The organism is Streptomyces sp. NPDC003379, from assembly GCF_053589195.1.
Genome location: NZ_JBSFRK010000047.1, coordinates 22,922 through 47,855, shown reverse-complemented (window position 1 = coordinate 47,855; position 24,934 = coordinate 22,922). Strand labels below are relative to the sequence as shown.

General features: G+C 68.9%; 22 protein-coding genes, 2 tRNA genes and 1 pseudogene. 12 read left to right on the top strand and 13 right to left on the bottom strand.

Annotated elements, in window-relative coordinates; genetic code table 11:
- The first annotated feature begins 8 nt into the window (after window positions 1–8).
- The 5 genes from ACWDVB_RS33025 (at window position 9) to ACWDVB_RS33005 (ending at window position 5,430) form a co-directional block, all read left to right on the top strand.
- On the top strand, window positions 9–1,700 hold the full coding sequence (locus ACWDVB_RS33025) for a phytoene desaturase family protein (RefSeq protein ID WP_451518315.1): 1,692 nt from the start codon (window positions 9–11) through the stop codon (window positions 1,698–1,700).
- Window positions 1,701–1,806: 106 nt separating this feature from the next.
- The gene (sbnB, locus tag ACWDVB_RS33020; RefSeq protein ID WP_451518316.1) at window positions 1,807–2,838 is read left to right on the top strand and encodes a 2,3-diaminopropionate biosynthesis protein SbnB; all 1,032 of its coding nucleotides are present in this window, start codon (window positions 1,807–1,809) and stop codon (window positions 2,836–2,838) included.
- 87 nt (window positions 2,839–2,925) lie between these two features.
- Entirely contained in the window at window positions 2,926–3,396 is a 471-nt protein-coding gene (locus ACWDVB_RS33015; protein ID WP_451518317.1) for a MaoC family dehydratase, read from the top strand.
- Between the two features lie 103 nt (window positions 3,397–3,499).
- Window positions 3,500–4,822, top strand: a complete 1,323-nt coding sequence (locus tag ACWDVB_RS33010; protein WP_451518318.1) for a sensor histidine kinase — start codon at window positions 3,500–3,502, stop codon at window positions 4,820–4,822.
- Window positions 4,786–5,430, top strand: coding sequence for a response regulator transcription factor (locus ACWDVB_RS33005; protein ID WP_451518319.1), 645 nt, complete (start codon window positions 4,786–4,788; stop codon window positions 5,428–5,430). Before ACWDVB_RS33010 ends, ACWDVB_RS33005 begins: the two co-directional genes overlap by 37 nt.
- Window positions 5,431–5,443: 13 nt before the next feature.
- Here the strand turns inward: ACWDVB_RS33005 and ACWDVB_RS33000 are convergent, their stop codons facing one another.
- Window positions 5,444–5,848, bottom strand: coding sequence for a hypothetical protein (locus ACWDVB_RS33000; RefSeq protein ID WP_451518320.1), 405 nt, complete (start codon window positions 5,846–5,848; stop codon window positions 5,444–5,446).
- A 211-nt stretch (window positions 5,849–6,059) separates the two neighbouring features.
- Entirely contained in the window at window positions 6,060–7,058 is a 999-nt protein-coding gene (locus tag ACWDVB_RS32995) for a GlxA family transcriptional regulator (protein ID WP_451518321.1), read from the bottom strand.
- A gap of 175 nt (window positions 7,059–7,233) precedes the next feature.
- Between ACWDVB_RS32995 and ACWDVB_RS32990 the strand changes: the two genes are divergently transcribed.
- The 4 genes and pseudogenes from ACWDVB_RS32990 to ACWDVB_RS32975 all read left to right on the top strand — a co-directional run bounded on the left by ACWDVB_RS32990 (window position 7,234) and on the right by ACWDVB_RS32975 (window position 10,434).
- A complete protein-coding gene (locus ACWDVB_RS32990; RefSeq protein WP_451518322.1) occupies window positions 7,234–7,818 on the top strand; it encodes an isochorismatase family protein in 585 nt (194 codons plus the stop codon).
- Entirely contained in the window at window positions 7,818–8,549 is a 732-nt protein-coding gene (locus tag ACWDVB_RS32985; RefSeq protein WP_451518323.1) for a cysteine hydrolase family protein, read from the top strand. The genes ACWDVB_RS32990 and ACWDVB_RS32985 overlap by 1 nt, the downstream gene beginning before the upstream one ends.
- Before the next feature lie 207 nt (window positions 8,550–8,756).
- A complete protein-coding gene (locus tag ACWDVB_RS32980) occupies window positions 8,757–9,887 on the top strand; it encodes a hypothetical protein (protein ID WP_451518324.1) in 1,131 nt (376 codons plus the stop codon).
- A 102-nt stretch (window positions 9,888–9,989) separates the two neighbouring features.
- A pseudogene (locus ACWDVB_RS32975) lies at window positions 9,990–10,434 on the top strand (hypothetical protein).
- Window positions 10,435–10,606: 172 nt separating this feature from the next.
- Here ACWDVB_RS32975 and ACWDVB_RS32970 read toward each other — a convergent pair.
- Window positions 10,607–10,679: transfer RNA gene (locus ACWDVB_RS32970), tRNA-Ala, on the bottom strand.
- A 182-nt stretch (window positions 10,680–10,861) separates the two neighbouring features.
- Here ACWDVB_RS32970 and ACWDVB_RS32965 point away from each other — a divergent pair.
- Window positions 10,862–11,410, top strand: coding sequence for a helix-turn-helix domain-containing protein (locus ACWDVB_RS32965; protein ID WP_055563954.1), 549 nt, complete (start codon window positions 10,862–10,864; stop codon window positions 11,408–11,410).
- 49 nt (window positions 11,411–11,459) lie between these two features.
- Window positions 11,460–13,274 (top strand): protein kinase domain-containing protein, encoded by a 1,815-nt coding sequence (locus ACWDVB_RS32960; RefSeq protein ID WP_451518325.1) that lies wholly within the window; start codon window positions 11,460–11,462, stop codon window positions 13,272–13,274.
- A gap of 110 nt (window positions 13,275–13,384) precedes the next feature.
- On the opposite strand, the gene ACWDVB_RS32955 is transcribed toward ACWDVB_RS32960, so the two are convergent.
- Together ACWDVB_RS32955 and ACWDVB_RS32950 are read right to left on the bottom strand one after the other, a co-directional pair.
- Entirely contained in the window at window positions 13,385–14,752 is a 1,368-nt protein-coding gene (locus ACWDVB_RS32955; RefSeq protein ID WP_451518351.1) for a hypothetical protein, read from the bottom strand.
- Between the two features lie 332 nt (window positions 14,753–15,084).
- Window positions 15,085–15,213 (bottom strand): DLW-39 family protein, encoded by a 129-nt coding sequence (locus ACWDVB_RS32950; protein WP_003999697.1) that lies wholly within the window; start codon window positions 15,211–15,213, stop codon window positions 15,085–15,087.
- 314 nt (window positions 15,214–15,527) lie between these two features.
- Between ACWDVB_RS32950 and ACWDVB_RS32945 the strand changes: the two genes are divergently transcribed.
- Entirely contained in the window at window positions 15,528–15,860 is a 333-nt protein-coding gene (locus ACWDVB_RS32945; RefSeq protein ID WP_451518326.1) for a DUF6344 domain-containing protein, read from the top strand.
- Window positions 15,861–15,942: 82 nt separating this feature from the next.
- On the opposite strand, the gene ACWDVB_RS32940 is transcribed toward ACWDVB_RS32945, so the two are convergent.
- The 8 genes from ACWDVB_RS32940 to gnd form a co-directional block, all read right to left on the bottom strand.
- On the bottom strand, window positions 15,943–16,149 hold the full coding sequence (locus ACWDVB_RS32940; protein ID WP_451612017.1) for a hypothetical protein: 207 nt from the start codon (window positions 16,147–16,149) through the stop codon (window positions 15,943–15,945).
- Between the two features lie 194 nt (window positions 16,150–16,343).
- Window positions 16,344–16,417: transfer RNA gene (locus tag ACWDVB_RS32935), tRNA-Ile, on the bottom strand.
- A gap of 179 nt (window positions 16,418–16,596) precedes the next feature.
- Complete coding sequence (locus ACWDVB_RS32930) at window positions 16,597–17,295, bottom strand: DUF3566 domain-containing protein (RefSeq protein ID WP_451518328.1); 699 nt, start codon at window positions 17,293–17,295, stop codon at window positions 16,597–16,599.
- An 18-nt stretch (window positions 17,296–17,313) separates the two neighbouring features.
- Complete coding sequence (gene gyrA / locus ACWDVB_RS32925; protein ID WP_451518329.1) at window positions 17,314–19,917, bottom strand: DNA gyrase subunit A; 2,604 nt, start codon at window positions 19,915–19,917, stop codon at window positions 17,314–17,316.
- Window positions 19,918–19,960: 43 nt separating this feature from the next.
- Window positions 19,961–22,030 (bottom strand): DNA topoisomerase (ATP-hydrolyzing) subunit B, encoded by a 2,070-nt coding sequence (gene gyrB, locus ACWDVB_RS32920; protein WP_451518330.1) that lies wholly within the window; start codon window positions 22,028–22,030, stop codon window positions 19,961–19,963.
- Between the two features lie 265 nt (window positions 22,031–22,295).
- Window positions 22,296–22,853: a DUF721 domain-containing protein gene (locus tag ACWDVB_RS32915; RefSeq protein ID WP_451518331.1), complete on the bottom strand. Its 558-nt coding sequence runs from the start codon at window positions 22,851–22,853 to the stop codon at window positions 22,296–22,298.
- Window positions 22,850–23,971 carry a DNA replication/repair protein RecF gene (gene recF / locus ACWDVB_RS32910; RefSeq protein ID WP_451518332.1) on the bottom strand — a complete coding sequence of 374 codons (1,122 nt, stop codon included), beginning with the start codon at window positions 23,969–23,971 and terminating at the stop codon, window positions 22,850–22,852. The genes ACWDVB_RS32915 and recF overlap by 4 nt, the downstream gene beginning before the upstream one ends.
- A gap of 52 nt (window positions 23,972–24,023) precedes the next feature.
- The gene (gnd, locus tag ACWDVB_RS32905; RefSeq protein WP_451518333.1) at window positions 24,024–24,899 is read right to left on the bottom strand and encodes a phosphogluconate dehydrogenase (NAD(+)-dependent, decarboxylating); all 876 of its coding nucleotides are present in this window, start codon (window positions 24,897–24,899) and stop codon (window positions 24,024–24,026) included.
- Window positions 24,900–24,934: the final 35 nt, after the last annotated feature.

The window sequence follows — 24,934 nt, the reverse complement described above, 5'->3', positions numbered from 1 at the left end:
GAGCGGGAATGCAGGGGGACCAGAGCCGGTACGACGCGATCGTCGTCGGCAGCGGCATCGGGGGCCTGGTCAGCGGCGGCTACCTCGCCGCCGACGGCCGCCGCGTCCTCGTCCTCGAACAGCACGATGTGGCGGGCGGCAACGCACACGTCTTCCGCAGGCGCCGCAAGTACGAGTTCGACGTCGGCACGCACTACCTCGGCGACTGCGGGCCCGACGGGCTCATCCCCGCCATCCTGTCCGGCCTCGGCGTCCGCGACCGCGTGCGCTTCAGGCCCATGGACAACGAGCACGGCTTCGACCGGATCATGACGCCGACGGCCACCGTGGACGTCCCCGCGGGCTGGGAGCCCTACCGCCGGCAGCTCAGGCGGGCCGTGCCCGAAGAGGCCGACCGTATCGACCGGTTCATCGACCTCGCCGTGGCCGTGGCCACCGCGAGCCGGGCCGGCATGCTCGGCGAGCCCATGGTGGAGCTGTTCCGCAAGTCCCCGCAGACGATGCGCTGGAGCCGCCGCACCCTGGGCCAGGCCCTGGACCACTGCGGCCTGTCCGCCAAGGGCCGCACTCTGGTCGCGGCGCAGGCGGGCAACTACGGCGCCATGCCGGACGGGATCGGCTTCGCCGAACACGTCAACATCATGGACCACTACCTGCGCGGCGCGTACTACCCCGAGGGCGGCGGCCAGGCCCTGGTGGCCGCGCTGGTCGAGGCCCTGGAAGCGTACGGCGGCGAACTGCGCACCCGGTGCGCGGTGCGCCGCATCCTCGTCGACGGCGGACGCGCCACGGGAGTGGAACTCGCCGACGGCCGACGCGTGTCGGCGCCCCTGGTCATCTCCAACGCCGACTACCGCCGCACCGTCCTCGACCTGTGCGGCGGTGAGGAGACCTTCCCCGCCGACCTGGTCACGCGGACCCGCGACGCGGTGATGCGCAGCGCCGTCGTCGCGGTGTACGTCGCACTCGACACCGAGCTGCCCGGCCTGCCCAACGCCAACATCTGGTGGCATGACAGCGACGACATGGAGGGCGCGCACGCGGCGGTGCGTGAGCGCTACGAGCGCGACGGCTCCATGGAGTCGGTGCCGCAGCTCGCGTTCTCCTTCGCCTCCGTCAAGGACGCGGGCTCCCACGCCGTCTGCCCGCCCGGCCACAGCAACTTCCAGCTCATGACGGGCTGCCCGCCCGGTTACGAGTTCTGGGGCGTCGAGGGCAGCCCGGTGGACGGCGAGCCGTACCGCCGCAACCCCGCCTACCTGGCGCGCAAGCGGCAGCTGACCGAGACCATCCTGGACACCGCCGAGAAGGTCCTCGGCCCCTTCCGGGACCGCATCACGCATGTGGAGACCGCCACCCCGCTCACCAACGAGCGCTACATCCGCGCCAGCGGCGGCACCCCGTACGGCATGGCCACCTGGGGCGGCGCAGGCCAGCGGCCCGACGTACGCACCGGAGTCGAAGGGCTGTACGTGGTCGGGCAGAACGTCCGCTACGGCAGCGGAGTCGGCGGAGTCGCGACGGGCGGAGTCGCCGCCGCGTCACAGATCCTCGGCCGCCCTCTGCTCGCCGAGGTGTACGCGGGCACGGTGCTCGGCGACGCGTCCCGACTGCCCGACCGGGCGCCGGACTGGGACCCGCTGGCCGTGTCGCGCGGACAGGCGCGGCAGCGCGCGAAGGGCCTGGCCCGCATCGGCTGACGGCAGCAGCCAGGACCGGCGCACGCACACCTGTGCACCCACACCTGTGCACCCACACCTGTGCGCCTTTTCTTCTCTTCCTTTCCCGACCAGGAGCAGTGTTCCCATGAATCAGGTACCTCCCTTCGCCGTGGTCTCCGGCGCCCAGGTGCACCAGGCCATCGGCGGACGTGAGAACGAGGTCGTCGCGGCGGTCGAGGCCGCCTACCGCCTGCACGGCGAGGGACAGACGGTCAACCCCGACTCGTACTTCCTGCGCTTCCCCGACCGGCCCTCGTCCCGGATCATCGCGCTGCCCGCGTCGGTCAAGGGCGACGTCGGGGTGCACGGCATCAAGTGGATCTCCAGCTTCCCCGAGAACGTGGCCGCCGGGGTCCCGCGCGCGTCCGCCGTCCTGATCCTCAACGACGCGGAGACCGGCTACCCGTTCGCCTGCCTGGAGAGCTCCATCATCAGCGCGGCGCGCACCGCGGCCTCCGCGGCCCTCGCTGCGGCCAGGCTCAGCGACGCGCGCGGCGGCCGTCCCACGCGGGTCGGCTTCTTCGGCGTCGGTCTGATCGCCCGCTACCTGCACATGTATCTCGCGGCCACCGGCTTCGACTTCGACTCGATCGGCGTGCACGACCTGTCGGCCGAGCACGCCGAGGGCTTCAAGGGCTATCTGCGGCGGGCCGAGGGCGAGGACTGCGAGATCACCGTCCACGACAAGGCCGAGGACCTGATCCGCTCCAGTGACCTGGTGGTCTTCGCCACCGTCGCGGGCGAGCCGCATGTGACGGACCCGCGGTGGTTCACGCACAACCCGCTGGTGCTGCACGTCTCCCTGCGCGATCTGTCCCCCGAGATCGTCCTGGAGTCGTGGAACGTCGTCGACGACATCGAGCACTGCATGAAGGCCAGCACCTCGCCGCACCTGGCCGAGCAGCGGGTCGGCCACCGCGACTTCGTCGCGGGCACGCTCCACGACGTCCTCACCGGGCGGATCGCACCGCCGTCCGACCGGCCGGTGATCTTCTCGCCGTTCGGCCTGGGCGTCCTCGACATGGCCGTGGCGAAGTACGTCTACGACCGCGTCCAGGAGGCGGGCCAATTGCACACCGTCCCCGACTTCTTCCACGAGCTGAAGCGGTACGGCTGACGACCAGCTGACGTCGCGCTGACCGAACGGCCCCGAAGGCCCGGGACACCTTGTCCCGGGCCTTCGGGGCCGCACACAATCAGCGCCATGAGATCTTTCGCCGGCCTGGCCGAATTCGTCGACGCCACGGGTGAGCACCTCGGATACAGCGAGTGGCTCGAAGTCACCCAGGAAAAGGTGGACCAGTTCGCCGGAGCCACCGGTGACCTCCAGTGGATTCACGTGGACCCGGAACGGGCGGCGACCGGCCCGTTCGGTGGGACCATCGTCCACGGCTATATGACGCTCGCGCTGCTGCCCGCGATGATGCGGGAGATCTTCGAGATCGAGAACGTCGACCTGGGCGTCAATTTCGGCCTGGGAAAGGTGCGCTTCCCCCGCCCCGTACCGGTGGGTTCCCGGGTCCGCGGCGGCGCCGAGCTGACCAGTGTGCGCGAGGGGCCCTCGGGCCATCTGACCGCCGTGCGGATGACGGTGGAGATCGAGGGCGAGAAGCGGGCGGCCTGTGTCGCGGACACCCTGTCGCTCTTCGTCGGCGCCCAACCGGCCGCGGAATAGGGGAGTTAGTACCACCGATTTCTGTGCCTTCCCGCCGCCACAATGAGGACGCGGCCACTTCGGCCGAGCGATGTGAATGGCACCAGAGAGAGGAACGAGTCCGATGGAGCACAGCACGATGCAGCCGGCGGAGATCCGCCCGCCGGAAGTGATCAAGGGATTCTCCCTCACGGCCGGGATAGTGGGCCTACGGCGTGCGATGACCCTGTGCTGGACCGCGTTCGCGGCCCTGGGCCGCTCCCTGGCCGTCTCGTCGGCGATCACCCTCGTGGGGCCGGGCCTCGGCATGGTGCCGCGCGCCATGGAAGGCGTACGCAATCTCGGCACCCGCCGACGCGAACTGGCCGCCCGCTGGTCCGGCGTGCACATTCCGGCCCCGCCGGGACCGCTGCCGCCCGTGCCCGCCGGAGCCTCCGGCGCCGTCGCCCGCTACCGCTGGATCATGAGCGACCCCCAGACCCGGCGCGAGTTCGTCTGGGTCCTCGCCGACCCTCTCGCCGGCGCCTTCCTCGCCTTCTTCCCGATCGCGCTGGTCCTCAGCGGCGTGTGGGGCATCGGCCTCGCGTTCTTCGGCGTCCCCCTCTCCGTGGAGTGGGACGGTCTCTGGTACCAGTTCATCCCGATCGAGGGCCCGGTCACCGCGGTACTCGCCGGCGTCCTCGGCGCGCTGCAACTGCCGCTGGCCCTGTGGGCGGCACCGCGAGCCGTCCGTAAGCACGCCCTCTACACCCGCTCGATGCTCGCCCCGAGCGAGAACGAACTGATGGCCAGCCGCATCGAGCACCTCGCCGCGACCCGCTCGAACGCGGTCGACACCCAGATGACCGAGATCCGCCGCATCGAACGCGACCTGCACGACGGCGCCCAGGCCCGCCTGGTGGCGATGGGCATGACCCTGGACGCCGCGGAACACCTCCTGGACGCCAACCCCGAGGCCGTACGCGCCCTGCTGATCGAGGCCCGCCAGTCCTCCTCCAAGGCACTGGAGGAACTGCGCAACCTGGTACGCGGCATCCACCCGCCGGTGCTCGCCGACCGCGGACTCGCCGACGCCGTACGCGCCCTGGCCATGGTCTGCCCGGTGACCACCGAGGTCACGGTCGATCTGCCGGGCCGACCCGAGATGCCGGTCGAGTCGGCCGCGTACTTCGCGGTCTCGGAGATCCTCACCAACGTCGCCAAGCACGCACACGCCGGCCGGGCCTGGATCGACATCCGTTACGATCACGGAATGCTGCGCCTCACCGTCACCGACGACGGACAGGGCGGTGCGGACGCCAGCCGTGGCACCGGTCTGCGCGGCATCGAGCGACGGCTCGCCACATTCGACGGTGTGCTGGCCGTGAACAGTCCGGTCAACGGCCCGACGATGGTGACGATGGAGCTGCCGTGCGTATTGTCCTCGCCGAAGACCACTTCCTTCTGAGAGACGGACTGGTCCGCCTCCTTGAGGCATACGGCCACGAGATCGTGGCCGCGGTGGACAACGGAACAGACCTCCTGAAGTCCCTCACCAAGGAGCGGCCCGACGTAGCCGTCGTGGACGTCCGGCTGCCGCCGAACTTCACCGACGAGGGTCTGCGAGCGGTCCTGGCCGCCCGGCGCGAGACGCCCGACCTGCCCGTCCTGCTCCTCTCCCAGTACGTCGAGCCGCTGTACGCGCGTGAGTTGCTGCGCGGCGGCGGCCGCGGGGTCGGATACATGCTCAAGGACCGGGTGACCAACGGAACCCAGTTCCTGGACGCCATCCGTCGCGTGGCCGAGGGCGGCACCGCGATGGACCCCGAGGTGATCACCCAGCTCCTGATGCGCAAGGAGCGCGACGAGAACGTGGCCAGCCTCTCCGGCCGCGAGCGCGAGGTCCTGGAGTGGCTGGCCCAAGGGCGGTCCAACGCGGGCATAGCGCAGGGCCTCTTCATCTCGGAGAAGGCCGTCGCCAAGCACATCAGCAGCATCTTCACCAAGCTGGGCCTGCTCCCGGCCGACGGCGACAACCGCCGCGTACTGGCTGTCCTTACCTACCTGGAGCAGTGACCACCCTCCGCCGTCAGTGGAGGCGGGTCCAGCCCTTGTCGCAGATGAGCTTCTTGCCGGGGCTGGTGCACGACGTCTCGTACACGTGGCCGTCGGTGGTGATGGCCTTGATCCAGACGTTCCGGCCCTGCTCGCTGAGGGTGATGTCGCAGGCCCGCGTCGGGTAGCCCTCGTTGTCGGACAGCTTCTGCCACACGACGTTCTTGGCCTTCTTGTCCCACGCGCCGGCGTAGGCGTGGCCATCGGAGATGGCGACGGTGTGCTCCTCGTTCTTGTTGGGGGCGTGCGAGTCGATGGCCTGGCAGTTCGACCCGCCGTGGCGGGGTTCGTCGGCGGCGTACGCCGGTGCGGCCAGGGCGGCCAGCACCAGGACGAACGGGGCCGCGATGCCTACAGCGCGCTGTGCGTTGACAGTCATGGTTCCTCTTTGCCGGTCAGGAGTACGTGCCCGGGCGAACGCACGGGCACCCGTGCTCCTTCATCGGCGACTGGCGCCGCCCCCTGGAGACGGCCAGTGCCATGATCACCCTTTCGCCGCGAGGTCGTGGCGGCTGGTGAGGGAGACCCTCTCGGCCCGGGTGAGGAAATCGCGGGCACCGACGGGATCGTCGGCCCGCCGGTCCTGCCCGTCAGGACACGTGAGGCATCCGGAACCTGCGCCGGTACTCCGTGGGGGTCGTGTTCAGACGGCGGCGGAAGGCCCGTACGAGGGTGTCGATCGTTCCGAAGCCGCAGAGGGATGCGATGCGGTCGAGCGTGGCGTCGGAGGACTCCAGCTCGTGGCGGGCCTTCTCGACGCGCACCGATTCGACGTACGCGTGCGGGGTCGTGCCCAGTTCGTTCTTGAACAGGCGGGTCAGATGTCGGTCACTGACATGGGCGTACGCGGCGAGGTCCTCGATGGTGAGCGGCTCGGAGATGTGCCGCAGGATGTGGTGGCGCAGCTCCTCGATGCGTCGGGTGGTGGAGACTTGCTCCAGCGGGACGCTGAACTGGCTCTGGCCGCTGGAGCGTTTGAGGTACATCACCAGTTGGCGTGCCACGCGTAGCGCGACGGCCTCGCCGAGGTCGTCGGCGATCAGGGCGAGGGAGAGGTCGAGACAGGCGCTGATCCCGGCGCCGGTCCACACATTGCCCTCGCGGATGAAGATGGGATCGGCGTCGACCTCCACCTCCGGATGGTCGGCGGCCAGTTGAGGTGCGGTCGACCAGTGCGTGGTGGCCCGCTTGCCGTCGAGCAGCCCGGCGGCGGCGAGCAGATGCGCCCCGACGCACACCGAGGTGATCCGGCGCGTCCGCGCCGCGAGCACCTTCACCCAGTCGACCAGTGCGGGGTCAACGAGGGGGTGGACGCGCCCGTCGTCGTCGATTTCCACGGCCCCCGGCACGATGAGGGTGTTGATGCTGCGCTCGGCAGCCTCATCGAAGGTGAGGTCGGGCAGGACACGGACACCGGCGCCGGTGGTGACCGGGTCCATGGTCTCTGCGGCGAGGACCACGTGATAGCCGGCCGCGTCCGCGGTTTCCCGGCGGGCCAACGCGAACACCTCCGGCGGCCCGGTGATGTCGAGCAGGTCCACACCCTCGAAGACCACGATCACGACGAGCCGTTTCGCGGTTTCCGTCACGCTTCCCCCTGGTGTTGCTGCCGCTGCGCCACCCGACCGTAGGTCGGTTTCTGCATGTTAGACGTCATTGCTGACACCGCTGCGGACTCATAGCGTTGTGGACACAGCCTCCCGGACCGACAAGGACCGACATCGGGCTGTGATCCCTCCTACGCGATGCAAAGGCGGTACACCCATGTCCAGGACCACGCTGCGCGAGCTGAACGGCTTCGTCCAGGCGCCCGCGAAGCTGGCCGAGTCGACGCTCATCCTGATCGACTTCCAGAACACCTACACCCAGGGCGTGATGGAGCTCGACGGCTGGGAGCAGTCCCTCGACGCCGCCGCGCAGCTGCTGGCCCGGGCCCGCGCTGCCGGCACGAAGATCGTGCACGTCATCAACGACGGCGGGGAGGGGACTCCGTACGACATCCGGGCGGAGATCGGCCAGATCCACCGGGAGGTCGCCCCTCTCGAGGGTGAGCCGGTCGTCGTCAAGCAGGTCCCGAACGCGTTCGTCGGCACGGACCTGGCGAGTCACATCAAGGAGGGCCAGGACGTCGTCATCGCGGGGTGGATGACCCACATGTGTGTCGCATTCACGGCGCAGGGCGCTTTCCTGAACGGCAACCGCCCCACGGTCGCCGCCGACGCCACCGCCACCCGCTCGCTGCCCGTCGCGGGCACCGACGTCCCCGCCGACCAGGTGCACCAGGGCGCTCTCGCGACCATCGCCGACCTGTACGGGGTCGTCACCGCCTCTCAGAAGGAGATCGTCTGATGATGAAGCCGCTGCGTTCGCTCGTCGCCCTGGGTGCCGCCGCCCTTCTCGCGGCCACCGTGACGGCGTGTGGCGGAGACACCGACGCCGCCGCCCGCACCGACCAGAACGACAAGAAGCCGTCACCGTCCTCCGAGCGGAACGTCGCGAAGGACACCACGACGCTGCGCCAGATCATGAAGCTCGACGAGACGCCGGCGAAGCTGTCCAACGCCACGCTGGTCCTCGTCGACTACCAGAACGTCTACACCGGCGGCCCGATGGAACTCGACGGCTGGCGTGAGTCGGTGGATAACACCAAGAAGCTGCTGGAACGGGCCCGCAAGGCTCACACACCGGTCATCCACATCGTCGAGAAGGGCTACGACCTCAAGTCGAAGGCCGGACAGATCATTCCGGAGCTCAAGCCGGCCAAGGGTGAAAGCGTTGTCGAAAAGGCCGTCCCCAACGGCTTCCACGACACGAACCTCAACGCGGAGCTCAAGAAGACCGGCCGCAAGAACGTCATCATCGCCGGATTCATGACCCACATGTGCACCCTGTTCACCACCGAGGGAGCCGTCTACAACGGTTACCACCCGACCGTGGTGGGCGACGCCTCCGCGACCCGGCCGCTGCCGGTCAAGGGCAACCCCAACGGTATCCCCGCCAAGCAGGTCCACGAGGCCGCGCTCGCCACGATCCAGGACCGCTTCGGCGTCGTGGTCCCCCAGCAGCGCGACATCAAGTAACGCTCCCCACGCCTGGCTTCGGGCGGGGGAAGGAACTCCGGTTCCTTCCCCCGCCGATGGGCGCGACAACCCGCGCCCCCCAAGCCCCACACCCCCCATCCCCCCATCCCCCCAACCCCCCAACCCGAAGGTCCCCCCCATGAATTCGATCCGCACATCGAAAAAGCGACAGAAACAGATCAGCGAAACCCCATGGAGAGAACGAAGATGGCTACCCGCAGAGGGTTCATAGGCGGCGCTACCGGTATCGGTACGGCGGCCCTGCTCGGTTACTCGGCATCCCCGAGCTACGCGGACACCGCGGCAGCGGACAGCGCAGCCGCAGAGGCAGTCAGCCAGCAGACGGCGCGGTCGTCGATGCTCGCCGTCAACGCCGGAATGCGCGCCAACTACGCTGTTCTGAAGACAGAATTGATCAAGCACCTCTCCCCGGTGGTCGTCGTACAGAACGACGCCAAGGGCGGCCGATTCACCCTTGTGACCAAGGACGGTCAGGAGTCCACCAACCCCGTATCGGAGACGTTCGAGCTGGCGAAGTCCATCGCTCACGTCCCGCTCGGCATCTTCTCCGTGATCGCCCCCTACCTGGCGAACAAGGTGCCGAACCTGCCCAACGCCAACCGCATCGACGCCCATGACCTCGTCATGGTGGCGTTCAGCAGCAACACATCCACCGCGTGGATCGAACCGCTGCAGGCGTACGCCGCCAAGCTCACCACGGCCCGTCGCCAGCTCCCCTCCGCCGGCCTGCCCGCGGCACTGACCACGTCATGCGGCAACATCCTCGACGGCGCCCAGAAGTTCATCAGCGCCTCGATCGCGGCCAAGAAGTTCGACATGGCGTCTTTCGAGACCTTCTCCGGCAGCGTCTACCCCGACATCCGCACCAACATGGAGCACGCGTCGCAGGCCCAGATCAAGGGCGTGCAGGACATCATGAAGACCTGGCGTACCAAGGTCGGTGAAGAAGCGTGGACCGACCTGTACTGCGTGGTCCTGTCGCAGTGGACGACGAGCGTCCTCAACCAGAACACCATCATCATCAAGGACTGCATGAACGCGGCCAAGGTCGCCACCCACCTGATCGACCTGCCCGGCCTGGAGCCGCCGACGGACCCGATCTTCACCGCGCTGGACAACCTCGCGCGGATCGTGCAGGACAACATCGCCGCTGAGATGGTCTTCCCCAAGGACACAAAGGTCGCCGACGCGCTGAAGGGCCAGCAGGACCTGCTGTCCGACGAGATCCTCATCCAGCTCGGCAGCAACACGACGACTCCGATGGCCGCGCCCAACTACAACTCGGTCGCCTCGGGGGTGTGCCCGGTCCCGCACTAGCGCGTGCGCCTTTGATGGTTCGGTCAGTCGCTCGGATGTACCCGTCTGCTCACTGATCACCGATGACCGATCACCGATCACCGATCACTGATCACTGATGTGATGGGGGAGCGGACCAAGCCGCTGATGTCGGCCGATCCGGCCCGGGGGCGGCGTTGGGCCGACCATCGCCGCCCTCTTGAGGCCATCGGCCGTCGACGGCACCCGGGAGACAACCCTCGCCGCCGTCCTGGCGGCGGCGGACGCCGCCCACGATGCCGACTGGGCGGTTGTCGGTGGACTCCACGATCGTCCGGGCCCACCGGCACGCTGCCGGAGCGCTCAAAAGAGGGCGACCCACCCCGGCGCACCCGCCGATCACGCGCTCGGACACTCCCGCGGCGTCCGCAACCACCTGCGGCACCGAGGCATGCGTGCGGCATCCCGCATACAAGTAGCGCAACACCGTCGAGCGGTGCATCAACCGCCTCAATCAGTGGCGCGGCCTGGCTGAACGAACTGACAAGCTCAAGATCGCCTGCCAGACACACTCCACCTCGCCGCCTGACGCCGAGCAGTAGCGCCACGAAGTGCGACGGATCATGCAAGACCTCGAAAGCACTGATCCCTGATGGTGACCGCGTCACGGAAAGCCGAGCCAGCACCCACGGTGCTGCCGTGATGAACACAGAGAGGTCCTCTGACCCACGTTTCCGCAGGTCAGAGGACCTCTGTCGAAGTGGAGCCTAGGGGAGTCGAACCCCTGACATCTGCCATGCAAAGACAGCGCTCTACCAACTGAGCTAAGGCCCCGAGAACGATGCGGCGGCCCGGAAGAATCACCTCCCGGCGTGCATCGCACACCAGAGTACCGGGTCTCCCCCCGGATCCCGCAAAAGGATTGGGGGTCCCGGTCGACGACCACGCTCCGTAAGATGCACGACGTGGTTCGCGGCAGCGAACCGCGGTCTTAGGGGAAGCGATGGGGAGACGCAATGGACGCCGCACAACAAGACACCACCGCGAGAGCACGAGAGCTCCAGCGGAATTGGTACGGGGAGCCGCTGGGGGCGCTCTTTCGTCGCCTCATCGATGATCTGGGTCTGAACCAGGCGCGCCTCGCCGGAGTCCTCGGTCTGTCCGCACCCATGCTGTCCCAGCTGATGAGCGGTCAGCGCGCCAAGATCGGCAACCCGGCGGTCGTCCAGCGCGTCCAGCTCCTCCAGGAACTGGCGGGCCAGGTCGCCGACGGCAGCGTGAGCGCCGCCGAGGCCACCGACCGCATGGACGAGATCAAGAAGTCCCAGGGCGGCTCCGTGCTGACCAACACCTCTCAGACCGCGACCAGTTCGGGCGCGCCCACCGTCAAGCGCGTGGTCCGCGAGATCCAGTCCCTGCTGCGCTCCGTCGCGGCGGCCGGCGACATCATCGATGCCGCGGACTCCCTCGCCCCCACCCATCCGGAGCTGGCAGAGTTCCTCCGGGTGTACGGCGCCGGGCGCACCGCGGACGCGGTCGCCCACTACGAGGCACACCAGAGCTGAGCCGTCGACCGGGCCGCCGTACGGCCGGGGAGGGGAGCGGGGCGCAACCATGGGTGAGGTCTTCGCCGGCCGGTACGAACTGGTCGACCCGATCGGACACGGGGGAGTCGGAGCGGTCTGGCGCGCCTGGGACCACCGGCGGCGCAGGTATGTGGCCGCCAAAGTCCTTCAGCAGAGCGACGCACACGCCCTGTTGAGGTTCGTACGGGAACAGGCCCTGCGTATCGACCACCCCCATGTACTCGCGCCCGCCAGCTGGGCCGCCGACGACGACAAAGTCCTGTTCACCATGGACCTCGTCACCGGCGGCTCGCTGGCGCATGTCATCGGGGACTACGGCCCGCTGCCGCCCCGCTTCGCCTGCACGCTCCTCGACCAGCTCCTCTCCGGTCTCGCGGCCGTCCACGCCGAGGGCGTCATCCACCGCGACATCAAACCGGCCAACATCCTGCTCGAAGCCACCGGCGCCGGACGCCCGCATCTGCGCCTGTCCGACTTCGGCATCTCGATGCGCAAGGGCGAGCCCCGGCTGACCGAGACCGACTATGTGGTGGGTACGCCCGGCTACTTCGCCCCCGAGCAGATGCTGGGCGCCGAGCCGGACTTCACCGGCGACCTCTTCGCCGTCGGTCTCGTCGCCCTGTATCTCCTGGAGGGCGCCAAGCCGGATGCCAAGGCGCTGATCGAACGCTTCGCCGAGCACGGCACTCCCTGCGCCCCGCGAGGCATGCCGGAGCCCCTCTGGCAGGTCATCGCCACCCTGCTCCAGCCCGACCCGCAGACGCGCTTCCGCACCGCCACCGGTGCGCGCAAGGCGCTGGCCTGCGTCGCCGAGATGCTGCCCGAGCCCGGCCCCGACGACGAACTCGTCGAAATCTTCGACCAACTCCCCCCACTCCCCGTCGGCTATGCCCCCACCGGCCCTCTCACCTCCACATCCCAACCGGACGCGGCGTCCGGGCATGTGCCCGTCTCTCCAGGGCCGAGCGTCCATGACCCCGGGCACGGCCCCCCGCCCCCAGCGGTGAACGGCCATGGCCCCGAGCAGGTGCCCCTGCCTCCAGGGGCGAGCGTCCATGACCCCGGGCACGGCCCCCTGTCCCCAGAGGCGAGCGTCCACGCCCCCGGGCACGTATCCCCGTCCCCAGGGGCGAGCGTCCACGCCCCCAGGGACGTATCCCCGTCCCCAAGCGCGAACGCCCATGACCCCAGGGACATACCCCCGCCCCCAAGCGCGAACGCCCATGACCCCAGGCACGGCCCCCCGTCCCCAGAGGCGAGCCACCATGACCCCAGGGACATACCCCCGCCCCCAAGCGCGAGCGCCTACGACCCCGGGCACGTAGCTCTGTCTCTTGGCCCGAGAGGTCACGCCCCCGAGGGCATACCCCCGGCTCCAGACCCGAGCGGCCGCAGCCCTGAGCCCCCGGCATCTGCCCCAACGCAGCCCCCAGCCCCCGCCTCCGGTCCGGAGACCGGCAGCTTCCTCCTGCCTCCGCCCATACAGCCACCCCATCCATCCACTCCTCCTACACCTCTGCCCCTGCCCCTGCCTCTGCCGCTGTCCGTGCGGGCACCCGCGCCCGAGCCCACGCATGTGTCCTCCCCCCACCAGGTCCCGGCCCCTAACCCCGCCCAGACCGTGACGTCCGCGGTGCACCGCGCCCACGCTCCTACTTATCGATACACCGCTCACGCCGCTCAGGTTCCATATCCGAACCCGGCAATCCCCGAGCCTCAGATCCCGGCCTTCCCAGGCCCGCAGAAGCGGCGGCCGGGTCCGCCCGCGAAGGTGGCGATACCGATGCTGCTCGTCGCGCTGGTCTGCCTCGCGGTCGGCGTCTGGGCGCTGACGCAGCTCTGACGGTCGAGGTAGCCGCCAGCCTCGGCCGCGCACCGGCGTCACGAGCCCGGCTCCGTCGAGGTAGCCGCCAGCCCCGGCCGCGCACCGGCGTCACGACCCCGGCTCCGTCCTCAACAACCCGGCGGCGGCCCGTACCGCGCAGACATGCGGGGATGAGCACGAGCAGAGCCATCTACCCCCGAAGCAGCCGCGGCCTCCACCGCAGCCGCCCGGCGCCGCGCAATCAGCGCCCACGCGCCGAGAACGCCCAGCAGCGCCACGCCCGTCCCGATCCCCCCGGCGGCAAGCGCCACCATCGCCGGGTCGTCACCCGGTCCCACACCGCTCCCGGCAGCCTTCTCCCCGCGCCTGGCGGCCTCCACGTCCCGCTCCGTGACGCCGAACTGATCAGCGGGAACGGGCGAGCCCGCGTACGCCGGCCCCGGCCGCGCCGCCCCGTCGACATCCACCCGCAGCGTCAGGTCCAGCGGAGCCGCGCCGAACCTCTCCGCGACCTCCGGGCTGAGATGGACCGACAGGTAGTACCAGCCGGCGAACCGCATCGCGGCCATCTCGTCCGCCGGGGCGAAGCGGTTCTCATACGCGACAGGCGGCAGCGGATCCAGTACCGCCGACTTCTGCTTGCCGTCATACGCCGTGTCCGCGTCGTCGACCTCCGAACGCACCGGGTTGGACAGCGTCATGACCAGCGCGGACGAGACATACCCGGCGCCGAGCGCCGTCCCGCGCCCCGTGCCGATGGACTCGTCGCCTCCATTCGAACTGCCGAGCTCCGTGGCGACGGAGAGCTGCTGCCCCCAGTCGACGGGCACACGGTAGAAGAGCGTCTGGCCGGGCTCGATGCTGTCTCCCCACACGCCCTTCCCCAGCGCACGCGCCCCGTGGAAGCCCGCGCCGCCCTCGCGTCGCTTCCGCTCACCGGTCGGCGGAACAGGTGTCGCGGAGTTCCAGGACTGCGGGGGCTCCGTCGCCCCGTCCGCCCGTACCGCGGGTTCCGACGCGACCCGAAGCTCCAGATCCCAGCTCGCCCGGGAGGACTCAGGTGCGCTGGTCCGCTCGACGAGCACGTAGTAAGTACCGGCTCCCTCGCAGCTCTTCTCATCGGGTCCGACCCTGCGCGCCGCCGTGGCCGTGATGGGACGCGGGCTCTCCGAAGCACCGAACCTCGCCTTCTGCGCCTCCAGAGGGCTGCAGTTGTTGCCGTCGGCATCCTGTACGGACACCTCGACACCGTCGGCGTAGGAGACCTTGCTGCCGAACTCCGGCACCGCGGTGACAGCGACGTACGCGCTCTCCTCCGCCTTGAGCTCCAGGCGGTAAAAACGCTGTCCCGCGCGCGGGAGGGAGCTTCTGTACGTCTTCCCGGGGCTGAGCCGGTGCCCCTCGACGTTGCTCGTCGTGCCGTCGATCGTCTCGGCGCCCTCGGCGAAGCCGTACGGAGCGGGCGTCCCCGTGGCCCCGGCCTGCGGCGGAAGCATCACCACCGCACACATAGTCGCGCACATCGCCGCGCCCCAGCCCCCGCCAAGCCGCCGCCGCCCCATCACGCGCCACCCCTCGTCGCGACCTCGGCCGTCCCGCCCGTACCGCCCGTCCCGACGGTCCTGCCCGCCCGACCCCCCGCGGACACCACCACGAACCCGCCACCGGCGCAACCGCGCCAACACCCCCAACATTCACTTCCGCGAACAGTTCATTCACATAAGCGAATCAAAGCCATCCCGAACCCGACCTCTCCGGTACCCCCGACCAGCACAAAGCCCCGGCCGCAAAAGCGACCGGGGCCTGTGAAGTGACTGGTGTCGATGACTCACGAACCCGTGGGCACGGAGTCAGTCGCCTCCGTCCACAGATCCTGCTCGGCGCGATCCGCCTGGATCTGGCGGTACACGAGGAGCCCGCCGATGGCGGCCAGTGCGACCAGGAGAAGCTTCTTCACCGCGCGACCTCGTCTTTCCTTGACGTAGGGGACTTCTGGCGCCCGACTATACACACCGATCGATATCGATCGGTGACCTGGATGCGCCCCCAACTGCCGCCCGTTCCGCAGCAGTCGAAATGGACCTCGACGCTCCGTATGCCGTCGCCCCACTGTGACTTTCGCCGCCCTTGCCCCTTTCTCGGTGCCCTTGGGTCCATCCGGGTGGTGTTCATCCGAACATCGGCGCCGCGCGGGCGTCGGTCCGCCACTCTCGACCCCACATACACATCATGAGGAAAGTACGCAAATCGCCCAACCCGAATTGAGGGGTCATGACTGGTAGCAAGGCCACGAAGCTGTGGGCCACGATCGTCACCGCCTTCCTCGCGCTCTTCGCCGCGCTGGGACTCACCACGACGGCCACCGCGGCCACGGCGGTACACGAGACCACGAACGCTCGCAACGCCACGGAGTGCGCGCCCGCGCCGACCATGGCCCTCTGGACAGCTGCGTACGAACGGTCCTTGCCCCCGACGATGAAGCAGCGCATCCGCGCCGAGGCCCACGGCTCATCTCCCAGCTGCCGGCACCTGCCCCCCATGGACACGGAAGCCGAGGCTGAGCCCACCACCACCGATCAGCCAGGGCCCGCCCCAGAGCCGTAATACGGTCCACGCCCGGCCCAGGCCCCAGAGACTTACGAAGTGCCCCCAGCCACACCGGCTGGGGGCACTTCGCATGCGACCCCTAGTACCAGCGGTACAGGAACCACTTGCACTCGCCGTCGTGGCCTATTCCGGAAGTGCACTTGTAGGTGCCACCGAGAGACCGGCCCTTGTTGTGGCACTCGTTCGCGGTCCAGTAGGCCTTGTAGAAGTGCCAGCTGGCCATAGTCGTCAGCACCGGCCGCTGGTTGTGCCATCCGCCCTGCGGCGCCGTGCTGGAAAACGTCACCATGGAAGAACGTAGAAGTGGATGGCGGCGGAGTCGTCCACCGCTGGTCGCCGAAACCCTCGCGGTACGGCTCGGCTCCTACGACTTTCGCCGTACACCACATGCGGTACCGCCCGTGCGAAGAAACGGACACACGCAGAAGGCCGGTAGATCCATGAGATCTACCGGCCTTCTGACCTGGCATTACGCCACTGTGGGGCTAACAGGATTTGAACCTGTGGCCTCATCCTTATCAGGGATGCGCTCTAACCAACTGAGCTATAGCCCCGCCGCGCTTCGGTGTGTGTCCCGCGCGCTGACCCCTGAAGATTAGCGCACCTGCGGGCCAGTCCCAAAATCGATACCCGCGCGGGGAGCGAACCAGGGCCGAAGCCTCGGAGAAGGCAGGGCAGGACCCCAGACAAGGCGCCGGGCGAGGCCCCAGACGGGGCCCCTCATGAGGCCCTGCTACTCGTCCTCCGCCAAGGTCAGCTCGACGCCGCCCACGAAGCCCGCGGAGAGGTTGTAGATGAACGCGCCGAGCGTCGCCAGTGCCGTGGCCAGGACGACGTCGATGACCGCGATGATCGCGGTGAAGGTCAGAACGCGCGGCAGCGACAGGAAGGACTGCAGGTCGAAGCCGTTGGACTCGTTAGAGCCCGTCGCCTCGGAGATCGTGCCGCCCACCGTCGAGAAGACGCCCATCGCGTCCATGACCATCCACAGGACGGCGGCCGCGACGATCGTGCAGATTCCGAGCGCGATGGAGAGCAGGAAGCTGACCTTCATCACCGACCACGGGTCGGCCCTGGCCACCCGCAGCCGCGCCTTGCGCGTGCGCGGCACCGTGCGCGTCCCCGTACGCGGCTTGCGCGCCGCGCCCGCCTTGGCGCTCTGCTGGTACGCCTGCGGCGGGTGATACGGCTGGGACGCCTTCTTCTGGGTCCCCTTCTTCTGGGGCTGCCGCTCGCTCGGCAGGGCTCCCTCTGCCTTGTCGGCGCTGCCGGGCAGCACCCCACCCGCCGTCTCGGCGCCTCGGGTGTCCGTCACAGTCCCCCCCTGGGATCCATGAGACTCGGAGTCGTGCGCATCAGTGGCGGAGCCACGGGCACTGTCCGCGCCGGTCTTGCCGGTCCGATTCGCCCCGGTGCCCGTGGCTCCACTCACGATGACTCACTCCTCGCGCTACTCGGCCGAGGAGTCCGTGCCCTCGTCCGTACCGACGGCCGGCTCGCCGCCGTCCGAGTCGTCGACGACGATGTCACCGTCGACTTCTTCGGCCTCGCGCCCGGCCTCGGCGTTACGAGCGATGCCGACGACGGCATCGCGCTTGCCCAGGTTGATCAGTTGGACGCCCATGGTGTCACGGCCCGTCTCCCTGATCTCGTTGACTCGCGTACGAATCACACCACCGCTCAGCGTGATGGCGAGGATCTCGTCGGTCTCCTCCACCACCAGAGCGCCCACGAGCTCGCCGCGGTCCTCCACGATCTTGGCGGCCTTGATACCGAGGCCACCACGACCCTGAACGCGGTATTCGTCGACGTTGGTCCGCTTCGCGTACCCACCGTCGGTGGCGGTGAACACGAACGTACCGGGCCGGACGACATTCATCGAGAGCAGCTCGTCGCCGTCGCGGAAACTCATGCCCTTCACACCCGACGTGGCGCGGCCCATCGGGCGCAGCGCGTCGTCCGTCGCCGTGAACCTGATCGACTGGGCCTTCTTGCTGATGAGCAGGAGGTCGTCGTCGGCCGACACGAGCTCGGCGCCGATCAGCTCGTCGTCCGAACCGTCCTCCGTCTCGCGGAGGTTGATGGCGATGACGCCGCCCGAACGGGGCGAGTCGTAGTCCTTGAGGGAGGTCTTCTTTACGAGGCCGCCCTTTGTGGCGAGGATCAGGTAGGGCGCCGCTTCGTAGTCGCGGATCGCGAGGATCTCGGCGATCTGCTCGTCCGGCTGGAAGGCGAGGAGGTTCGCCACGTGCTGGCCGCGGGCGTCGCGTCCGGCGTCGGGGAGTTCGTACGCCTTGGCGCGGTAGACGCGGCCCTTGTTGGTGAAGAACAGCAGCCAGTGGTGCGTCGTCGACACGAAGAAGTGGTCGACGATGTCGTCTTCCTTGAGCTTCGTGCCGCGCACGCCCTTCCCGCCACGCTTCTGCGAGCGGTAGTCGTCGGTCTTGGTGCGCTTGACGTAGCCGCCGCGGGAGATGGTGACGACGATGTCCTCTTCGGCGATCAGGTCCTCCATGGACATGTCGCCGTCGAAGGGCACGAGTGCGGAGCGGCGGTCCTCGCCGAACTTGTCGACGATCGCGGCCAGTTCCTGGCTGATGATCTGGCGCTGCCTCTCGGGCGAGGCCAGGATCGCGTTGTACTCGTTGATCTTCGCCTGGAGGTCGTCGTGCTCGGCGACGATCTTCTGGCGCTCCAGGGCGGCGAGGCGGCGCAGCTGCATCTCGAGGATGGCGTTGGCCTGGATCTCATCGATCGAGAGGAGGCCCATGAGGCCCTCGCGCGCGATGTCGACGGTCTGGCTGCCGCGGATGAGCGCGATGACCTCGTCGATGGCATCCAGGGCCTTGAGGAGGCCACGCAGGATGTGCGCCCGCTCCTCGGCCTTGCGCAGCCGGAACTTCGTACGCCGGACGATGACCTCGACCTGGTGGGTGACCCAGTGCCGGATGAAGGCGTCGAGCGAGAGAGTGCGCGGCACGCCGTCGACCAGGGCCAGCATGTTGGCGCTGAAGTTCGACTGGAGGTCGGTGTGCTTGTAGAGGTTGTTCAGTACGACCTTGGCGACCGCGTCCCGCTTCAGGACGATGACCAGGCGCTGGCCGGTGCGCGAGGACGTCTCGTCACGGACGTCGGCGATGCCGCCCACCTTGCCGTCCTTGACCAGGTCGGCGATCTTCTGCGCGAGGTTGTCCGGGTTGGTCTGGTAGGGGAGCTCGGTGACGACCAGGCACTGGCGGTTCTGGATCTCCTCGACCGCGACGACCGCGCGCATCGTGATGGAGCCGCGGCCCGTGCGGTAGGCCTCCTCGATGCCCTTCCGGCCCACTACTAGAGCGCCGGTCGGGAAGTCGGGTCCCTTGATGCGCTCGATAAGGGCGTCGAGCAGCTCCTCGTGCGAGGCCTCGGGGTGCTCCAGCGCCCACTGCGCGCCCGCCGCGACCTCGCGGAGGTTGTGCGGCGGGATGTTGGTGGCCATGCCGACCGCGATGCCCGCCGAGCCGTTGATCAGCAGGTTCGGGAAGCGCGCCGGCAGGACCGTCGGCTCCTGGTTGCGGCCGTCGTAGTTGTCCGTGAAGTCGACGGTGTCCTCGTCGATGTCACGGACCATCTCCATGGCCAGCGGCGCCATCTTGCACTCGGTGTACCGCATGGCGGCCGCCGGGTCGTTGCCCGGGGAGCCGAAGTTGCCGTTGGAGTCCACCAGCGGCATCCGCATCGACCACGGCTGGGCGAGGCGCACCAGGGCGTCGTAGATGGAGGAGTCGCCGTGCGGGTGGTACGTACCCATGACGTCGCCGACGACGCGGGCGCACTTGTAGAAGCCCTTCTCGGGGCGGTAGCCGCCGTCGTACATCGCGTACAGGACGCGGCGGTGTACGGGCTTCAGGCCGTCCCGTACGTCGGGCAGCGCGCGGGACACGATGACGGACATCGCGTAGTCGAGGTACGAGCGCTGCATCTCCGTCTCGAGCCCGACGGGCTCGACACGCATGCCCACGCCGGGAACGGCGGGTTCCTCTTCGGGCGTCACAGGGGTGTTCTCGTCGGCCATTGCTGGTCAAAGTCCTTTCGAGGTGCGGCTTGTACGGGCCGACTCAGATGTCGAGGAAACGGACGTCCTTGGCATTGCGCTGGATGAACGAGCGCCGTGCCTCTACGTCCTCTCCCATCAGCACCGAGAAGAGGTCGTCGGCCTGTGCCGCGTCGTCCAGGGTCACCTGGCCGAGCACGCGGTGCTCCTGGTCCATCGTCGTGATGCGCAGCTCCTCGGCGTTCATCTCACCGAGGCCCTTGAAGCGCTGGACCGAGTCGTCCCTGATGCGCTTGCCGGCCTGGCGGCCGAGCTCGATCAGGGCGTCGCGCTCGCGGTCCGAGTACGCGTACTGGAAGTCGTCCCGCGACCACTTGATCTTGTAGAGCGGCGGGCGTGACAGGTAGATGTGCCCCTGCTCGACCAGCGGCCGCATGAAGCGGAACAGGAACGTCAGGAGCAGCGTGTTGATGTGCTGTCCGTCGACGTCGGCGTCCGCCATCAGGATGATCTTGTGGTAGCGGAGCTTCTCGATGTCGAAGTCCTCGTGCACACCGGTGCCGAAGGCCGAGATCAGGGCCTGCACTTCCTGGTTGTGCAGGATCTTGTCGATGCGCGCCTTCTCGACGTTCAGGATCTTGCCTCGGATGGGCAGGATCGCCTGGTACATCGGGTCGCGGCCGGACTTCGCCGAACCACCGGCGGAGTCACCCTCGACGATGAAGATCTCGCACTTCGTCGGGTCGTTCGACTGGCAGTCGCTCAGCTTGCCCGGCAGCGACGCCGTCTCCAGGAGACCCTTGCGGCGGGTCAGGTCGCGCGCCTTGCGGGCGGCGACGCGGGCCGTGGCGGCCTGGATGCCCTTGCGGATGATGTCCGCGGCCTCGTTCGGGTTGCGGTCGAACCAGTCCGTGAGGTGCTCGTGGACAACCTTCTGTACGAAGGTCTTCGCCTCCGTGTTGCCCAGCTTGGTCTTCGTCTGGCCCTCGAACTGGGGCTCGCCCAGCTTCACCGAGATGATCGCGGTCAGACCCTCGCGGACGTCCTCACCCGTGAGGTTGTCATCCTTCTCGCGCAGCAGCTTCTTCTCGCGCGCGTAGCGGTTGACCAGGCCTGTCAGCGCGGACCTGAAGCCCTCTTCGTGCGTACCGCCCTCGTGCGTGTGGATCGTGTTCGCGAAGGAGTACACACCCTCGGTGTACTGCGAGTTCCACTGCATCGCGATCTCGACCGAGAGCATGCGCTCCTTGTCCTCGGCCTCGACGTCGATGACGGTCGGGTGGATGACCTCACCCTTGCGGGAGTTGAGGTACTTCACGAAGTCGACGATGCCGCCTTCGTAGTGGTACGTGACCGTGCGGGCCTCGGCGGCCTCGTCGTCGGTCGCCTCGGCCGAGTCCGCGCCCGCGGTGGCCTTCGCCGACTCGCGCTCATCAGTGAGTTTGATCGTCAAACCCTTGTTGAGGAACGCCATCTCCTGGAAACGCCGCGCCAGCGTCTCGAAGGAGTACTCGGTCGACTCGAAGACGTCCGGGTCGGCCCAGAAGGTGACCGTGGTGCCGGAATCCTCGACCTGCTCGTGCTTGGAGAGCGGGGCCGTCGGCACACCCAGCTTGTAGTCCTGGGTCCATCGGTAACCGTCGCGCCTGATATCGACCGCGAGCTTGGTCGAAAGGGCGTTGACGACGGAGACGCCGACGCCGTGCAGACCACCGGAGACGGCGTAGCCGCCGCCGCCGAACTTGCCGCCCGCGTGCAGCACGGTGAGGACGACCTCGACGGCGGGCTTCTTCTCCACGGGGTGCATGTCGACCGGAATGCCACGGCCGTTGTCGATCACGCGCACGCCGCCGTCCGCGAGGATCGTGACGTCGATCGTGTCCGCGTGGCCGGCGAGGGCCTCGTCCACGGAGTTGTCGACGACCTCCTGCACCAGGTGGTGCAGTCCTCGCTCACCGGTCGAACCGATGTACATGCCGGGTCGCTTGCGGACCGCGTCCAGACCCTCGAGGACGGTGATCGCGCTGGCGTCGTACGAGGGCGGTGCCTCGACGTTCTCGCCGGCGGCGGTGGACGGAATGTTCTCGTTGGGGTTGCCGGAATCGGCCACGAAGCGCCCTTTCTGGCACAGCACAAGCCTGGCTCCCGGCGGTGGCCGGAGCGGCTGCGTCGTTCAGCGATAGTCAGCGTTGCTCGGTGCGTCCCACAAGTGGGGCGGGATTAGCTTCCAGTCTACCGGTAGCGCTGACAGTGATGGGGGTTTGCCGGTACCTGAGTCCTCATGTGCCGCCCTGAACCGGACTCGGCCGACTCCCCATATGCGGAGCGGGGCCCTAGAGGGCTCACAGCGGCACTCAGCGCTTCGGGCCGTCAACCCCCAGCTACCGCCGCCGACGGTCTCAGCCGTAGGTGTCGCCGGGGCCCGTGCTTCCCGGGGCGCGCAAGGGGCCGAAGCGGCGTGGGGGGCCTCCGGGGCCAAGGACCTTGATGAGGCGCACGGTGCCGTGGCCCAGGTCCTCGTTGAGGCGTGCGACCAGCTGCGGGGCCATGAGGCGCAGCTGTGTGGCCCAGGCCGTGGAGTCGCACTGCACGGTCAGGACGCGCTCGTCCTCGTCGTACTTCTGCGGGACGCAGTGGTTGGCCAGGTCGTCGCCGACGATCTGCGGCCAGCGGCCCATCACCCCGCCGACGGCGGCCGGCGTCTCCCAGCCACGCTCGGTGATCAGCCGGTTGATGGCGGAGCCGAGCGGCAGCGGATCACGGCCGTCGGCCCGGGCGCCGGAGCGCAGCCCGCCGCGGCGGGCCTGCTTCTTCTGCTGGGCGGCATCCCCACGCGCGCGTGCCTGTTCCTTCGCCGCGCGCAGGGCGACCCGGGCGAGGTCGACACCGGAGGGTTCGGGGGTCTTCGCCGCCCCCGCGTCCTTGGGGTCGCCCTTGGCCGGCTCCTCGGTGCTCATACGCGGTCCACCGCGCCGTCCGCCACCGCGTACCGCGTGCCGGTCAGCACGCCCGGGACGTCGTCGTCGACCGCGGCCGTGACCAGTACCTGCTCACCCGGGGCCACCAGCTCCGCGAGCCGCTCCCTGCGGCGCGTGTCCAGCTCCGCGAAGACGTCGTCGAGGACGAGCACCGGTTCGTTGCCCTCGGCCCGGAGCAGGTCGTACGAGGCCAGCCGCAGCGCCAAGGCGTACGACCAGGACTCGCCATGGCTCGCGTACCCCTTCGCGGGGAGCTCGCCCAGCTTGAGCAGCAGGTCGTCGCGGTGCGGGCCGACCAGGGTGACGCCCCGCTCGATCTCCTGCTTGCGGGCCTCTTCGAGGGCGGCGGTCAGCTGCTCGTACAGCGCCTCGCGCGTGTGGCCGTCACCGGGCGCGGACGGCTTGTACTCCAGGGAGAGCGGGCCGCCGCCGGGCGCCAGCTGTTCGTACGCCTTGTCGGCCAGCGGCTGCAGCGCCGAGATCAGGTCGAGCCGCTGCGCCAGCAGCTCGGCGCCCACGCGCGCGAGGTGCTGGTCCCAGACGTCCAGCGTGGAGAGGTCCATGGAGCGCCCGCCGTGGCGCCGCGCGAGGGCGGCCGACTTCAGGAGGGTGTTGCGCTGCTTGAGGACCCGGTCGTAGTCGGACCGGACGCCCGCCATGCGCGGGGAGCGCGCGGTGATCAGCTCGTCGAGGAAGCGCCGCCGCTCACCGGGGTCGCCCTTGATCAGCGCGAGGTCCTCGGGCGCGAACAGCACAGTACGGACGATCCCCAGCACGTCCCGCGGTCTGACCTGCGAGGACCGGTTGACGCGGGCGCGATTCGCCTTGCCGGGATTGAGTTCGAGCTCGATCAGCTGCTGCCGCTCGCCCTGACGGACCGCGGCCCTGATGACGGCCCGCTCCGCGCCCATGCGCACCAGGGGGGTGTCCGAGGAGACCCGGTGGCTGCCGAGCGTGGCGAGGTAGCCGACGGCCTCGACGAGGTTGGTCTTGCCCTGGCCGTTGGGGCCCACGAACGCGGTGACGCCCGGGTCGAGAGGGACCTCGACCTGGGCGTAGGACCGGAAGTCGGCCAGCGACAGATGCGTGACGTGCATGATGTGCGCCGACCTCCCCCGGCAAACCCGTGCTCAACGCACAGGCTGTGGATTACTTCTTCTCGACCGCGTGGCCGCCGAACTGGTTGCGCAGCGCGGCGATCATCTTCATCTGCGGCGAGTCGTCCTGCCGCGAGGCGAAGCGCGCGAAGAGCGACGCGGTGATCGCAGGCAGCGGTACGGCGTTGTCGATGGCCGCCTCGACGGTCCAGCGGCCCTCTCCGGAGTCGGCGGCGAAGCCGCGCAGCTTCTCCAGGTGCTCGTCGTCGTCCAGGGCGTTGACCGCGAGGTCGAGCAGCCAGGAACGGATGACCGTGCCCTCCTGCCAGGAGCGGAAGACCTCACGGACGTCCGTGACCGAGTCGACCTTCTCCAGGAGCTCCCAGCCCTCGGCGTAGGCCTGCATCATCGCGTACTCGATGCCGTTGTGGACCATCTTCGCGAAGTGGCCCGCGCCGACCTTGCCCGCGTGCACCGAACCGAAGTCGCCCTCGGGCTTCAACGCGTCGAAGACGGGCTGCACCTTGGCGACGTTCTCCTTGTCGCCGCCGTACATCAGCGCGTAGCCGTTCTTCAGGCCCCACACGCCGCCGGAGACACCGCAGTCGACGAAGCCGATGCCCTTGGCCCTCAGCTCCTCCGCGTGCTTCTCGTCGTCCGTCCAGCGGGAGTTCCCGCCGTCGACGACGACGTCGCCGGGCTGGAGGAGCTCGGACAGCTCGTCGACCGTGGACTGGGTCGCGGCCCCGGCCGGGACCATCACCCACACGACGCGCGGGCCCTTGAGCTTGCCCACAAGCTCTTCCAGGCTGTGGACATCCGCGAGGTCCGGATTGCGGTCGTATCCGATGACGGTGTGACCTGCGCGGCGGATGCGCTCGCGCATGTTGCCGCCCATCTTGCCGAGGCCGACGAGACCGAGCTCCATCAGAGGTTCCTTCACTAGCGACGTGGCGTTACGGC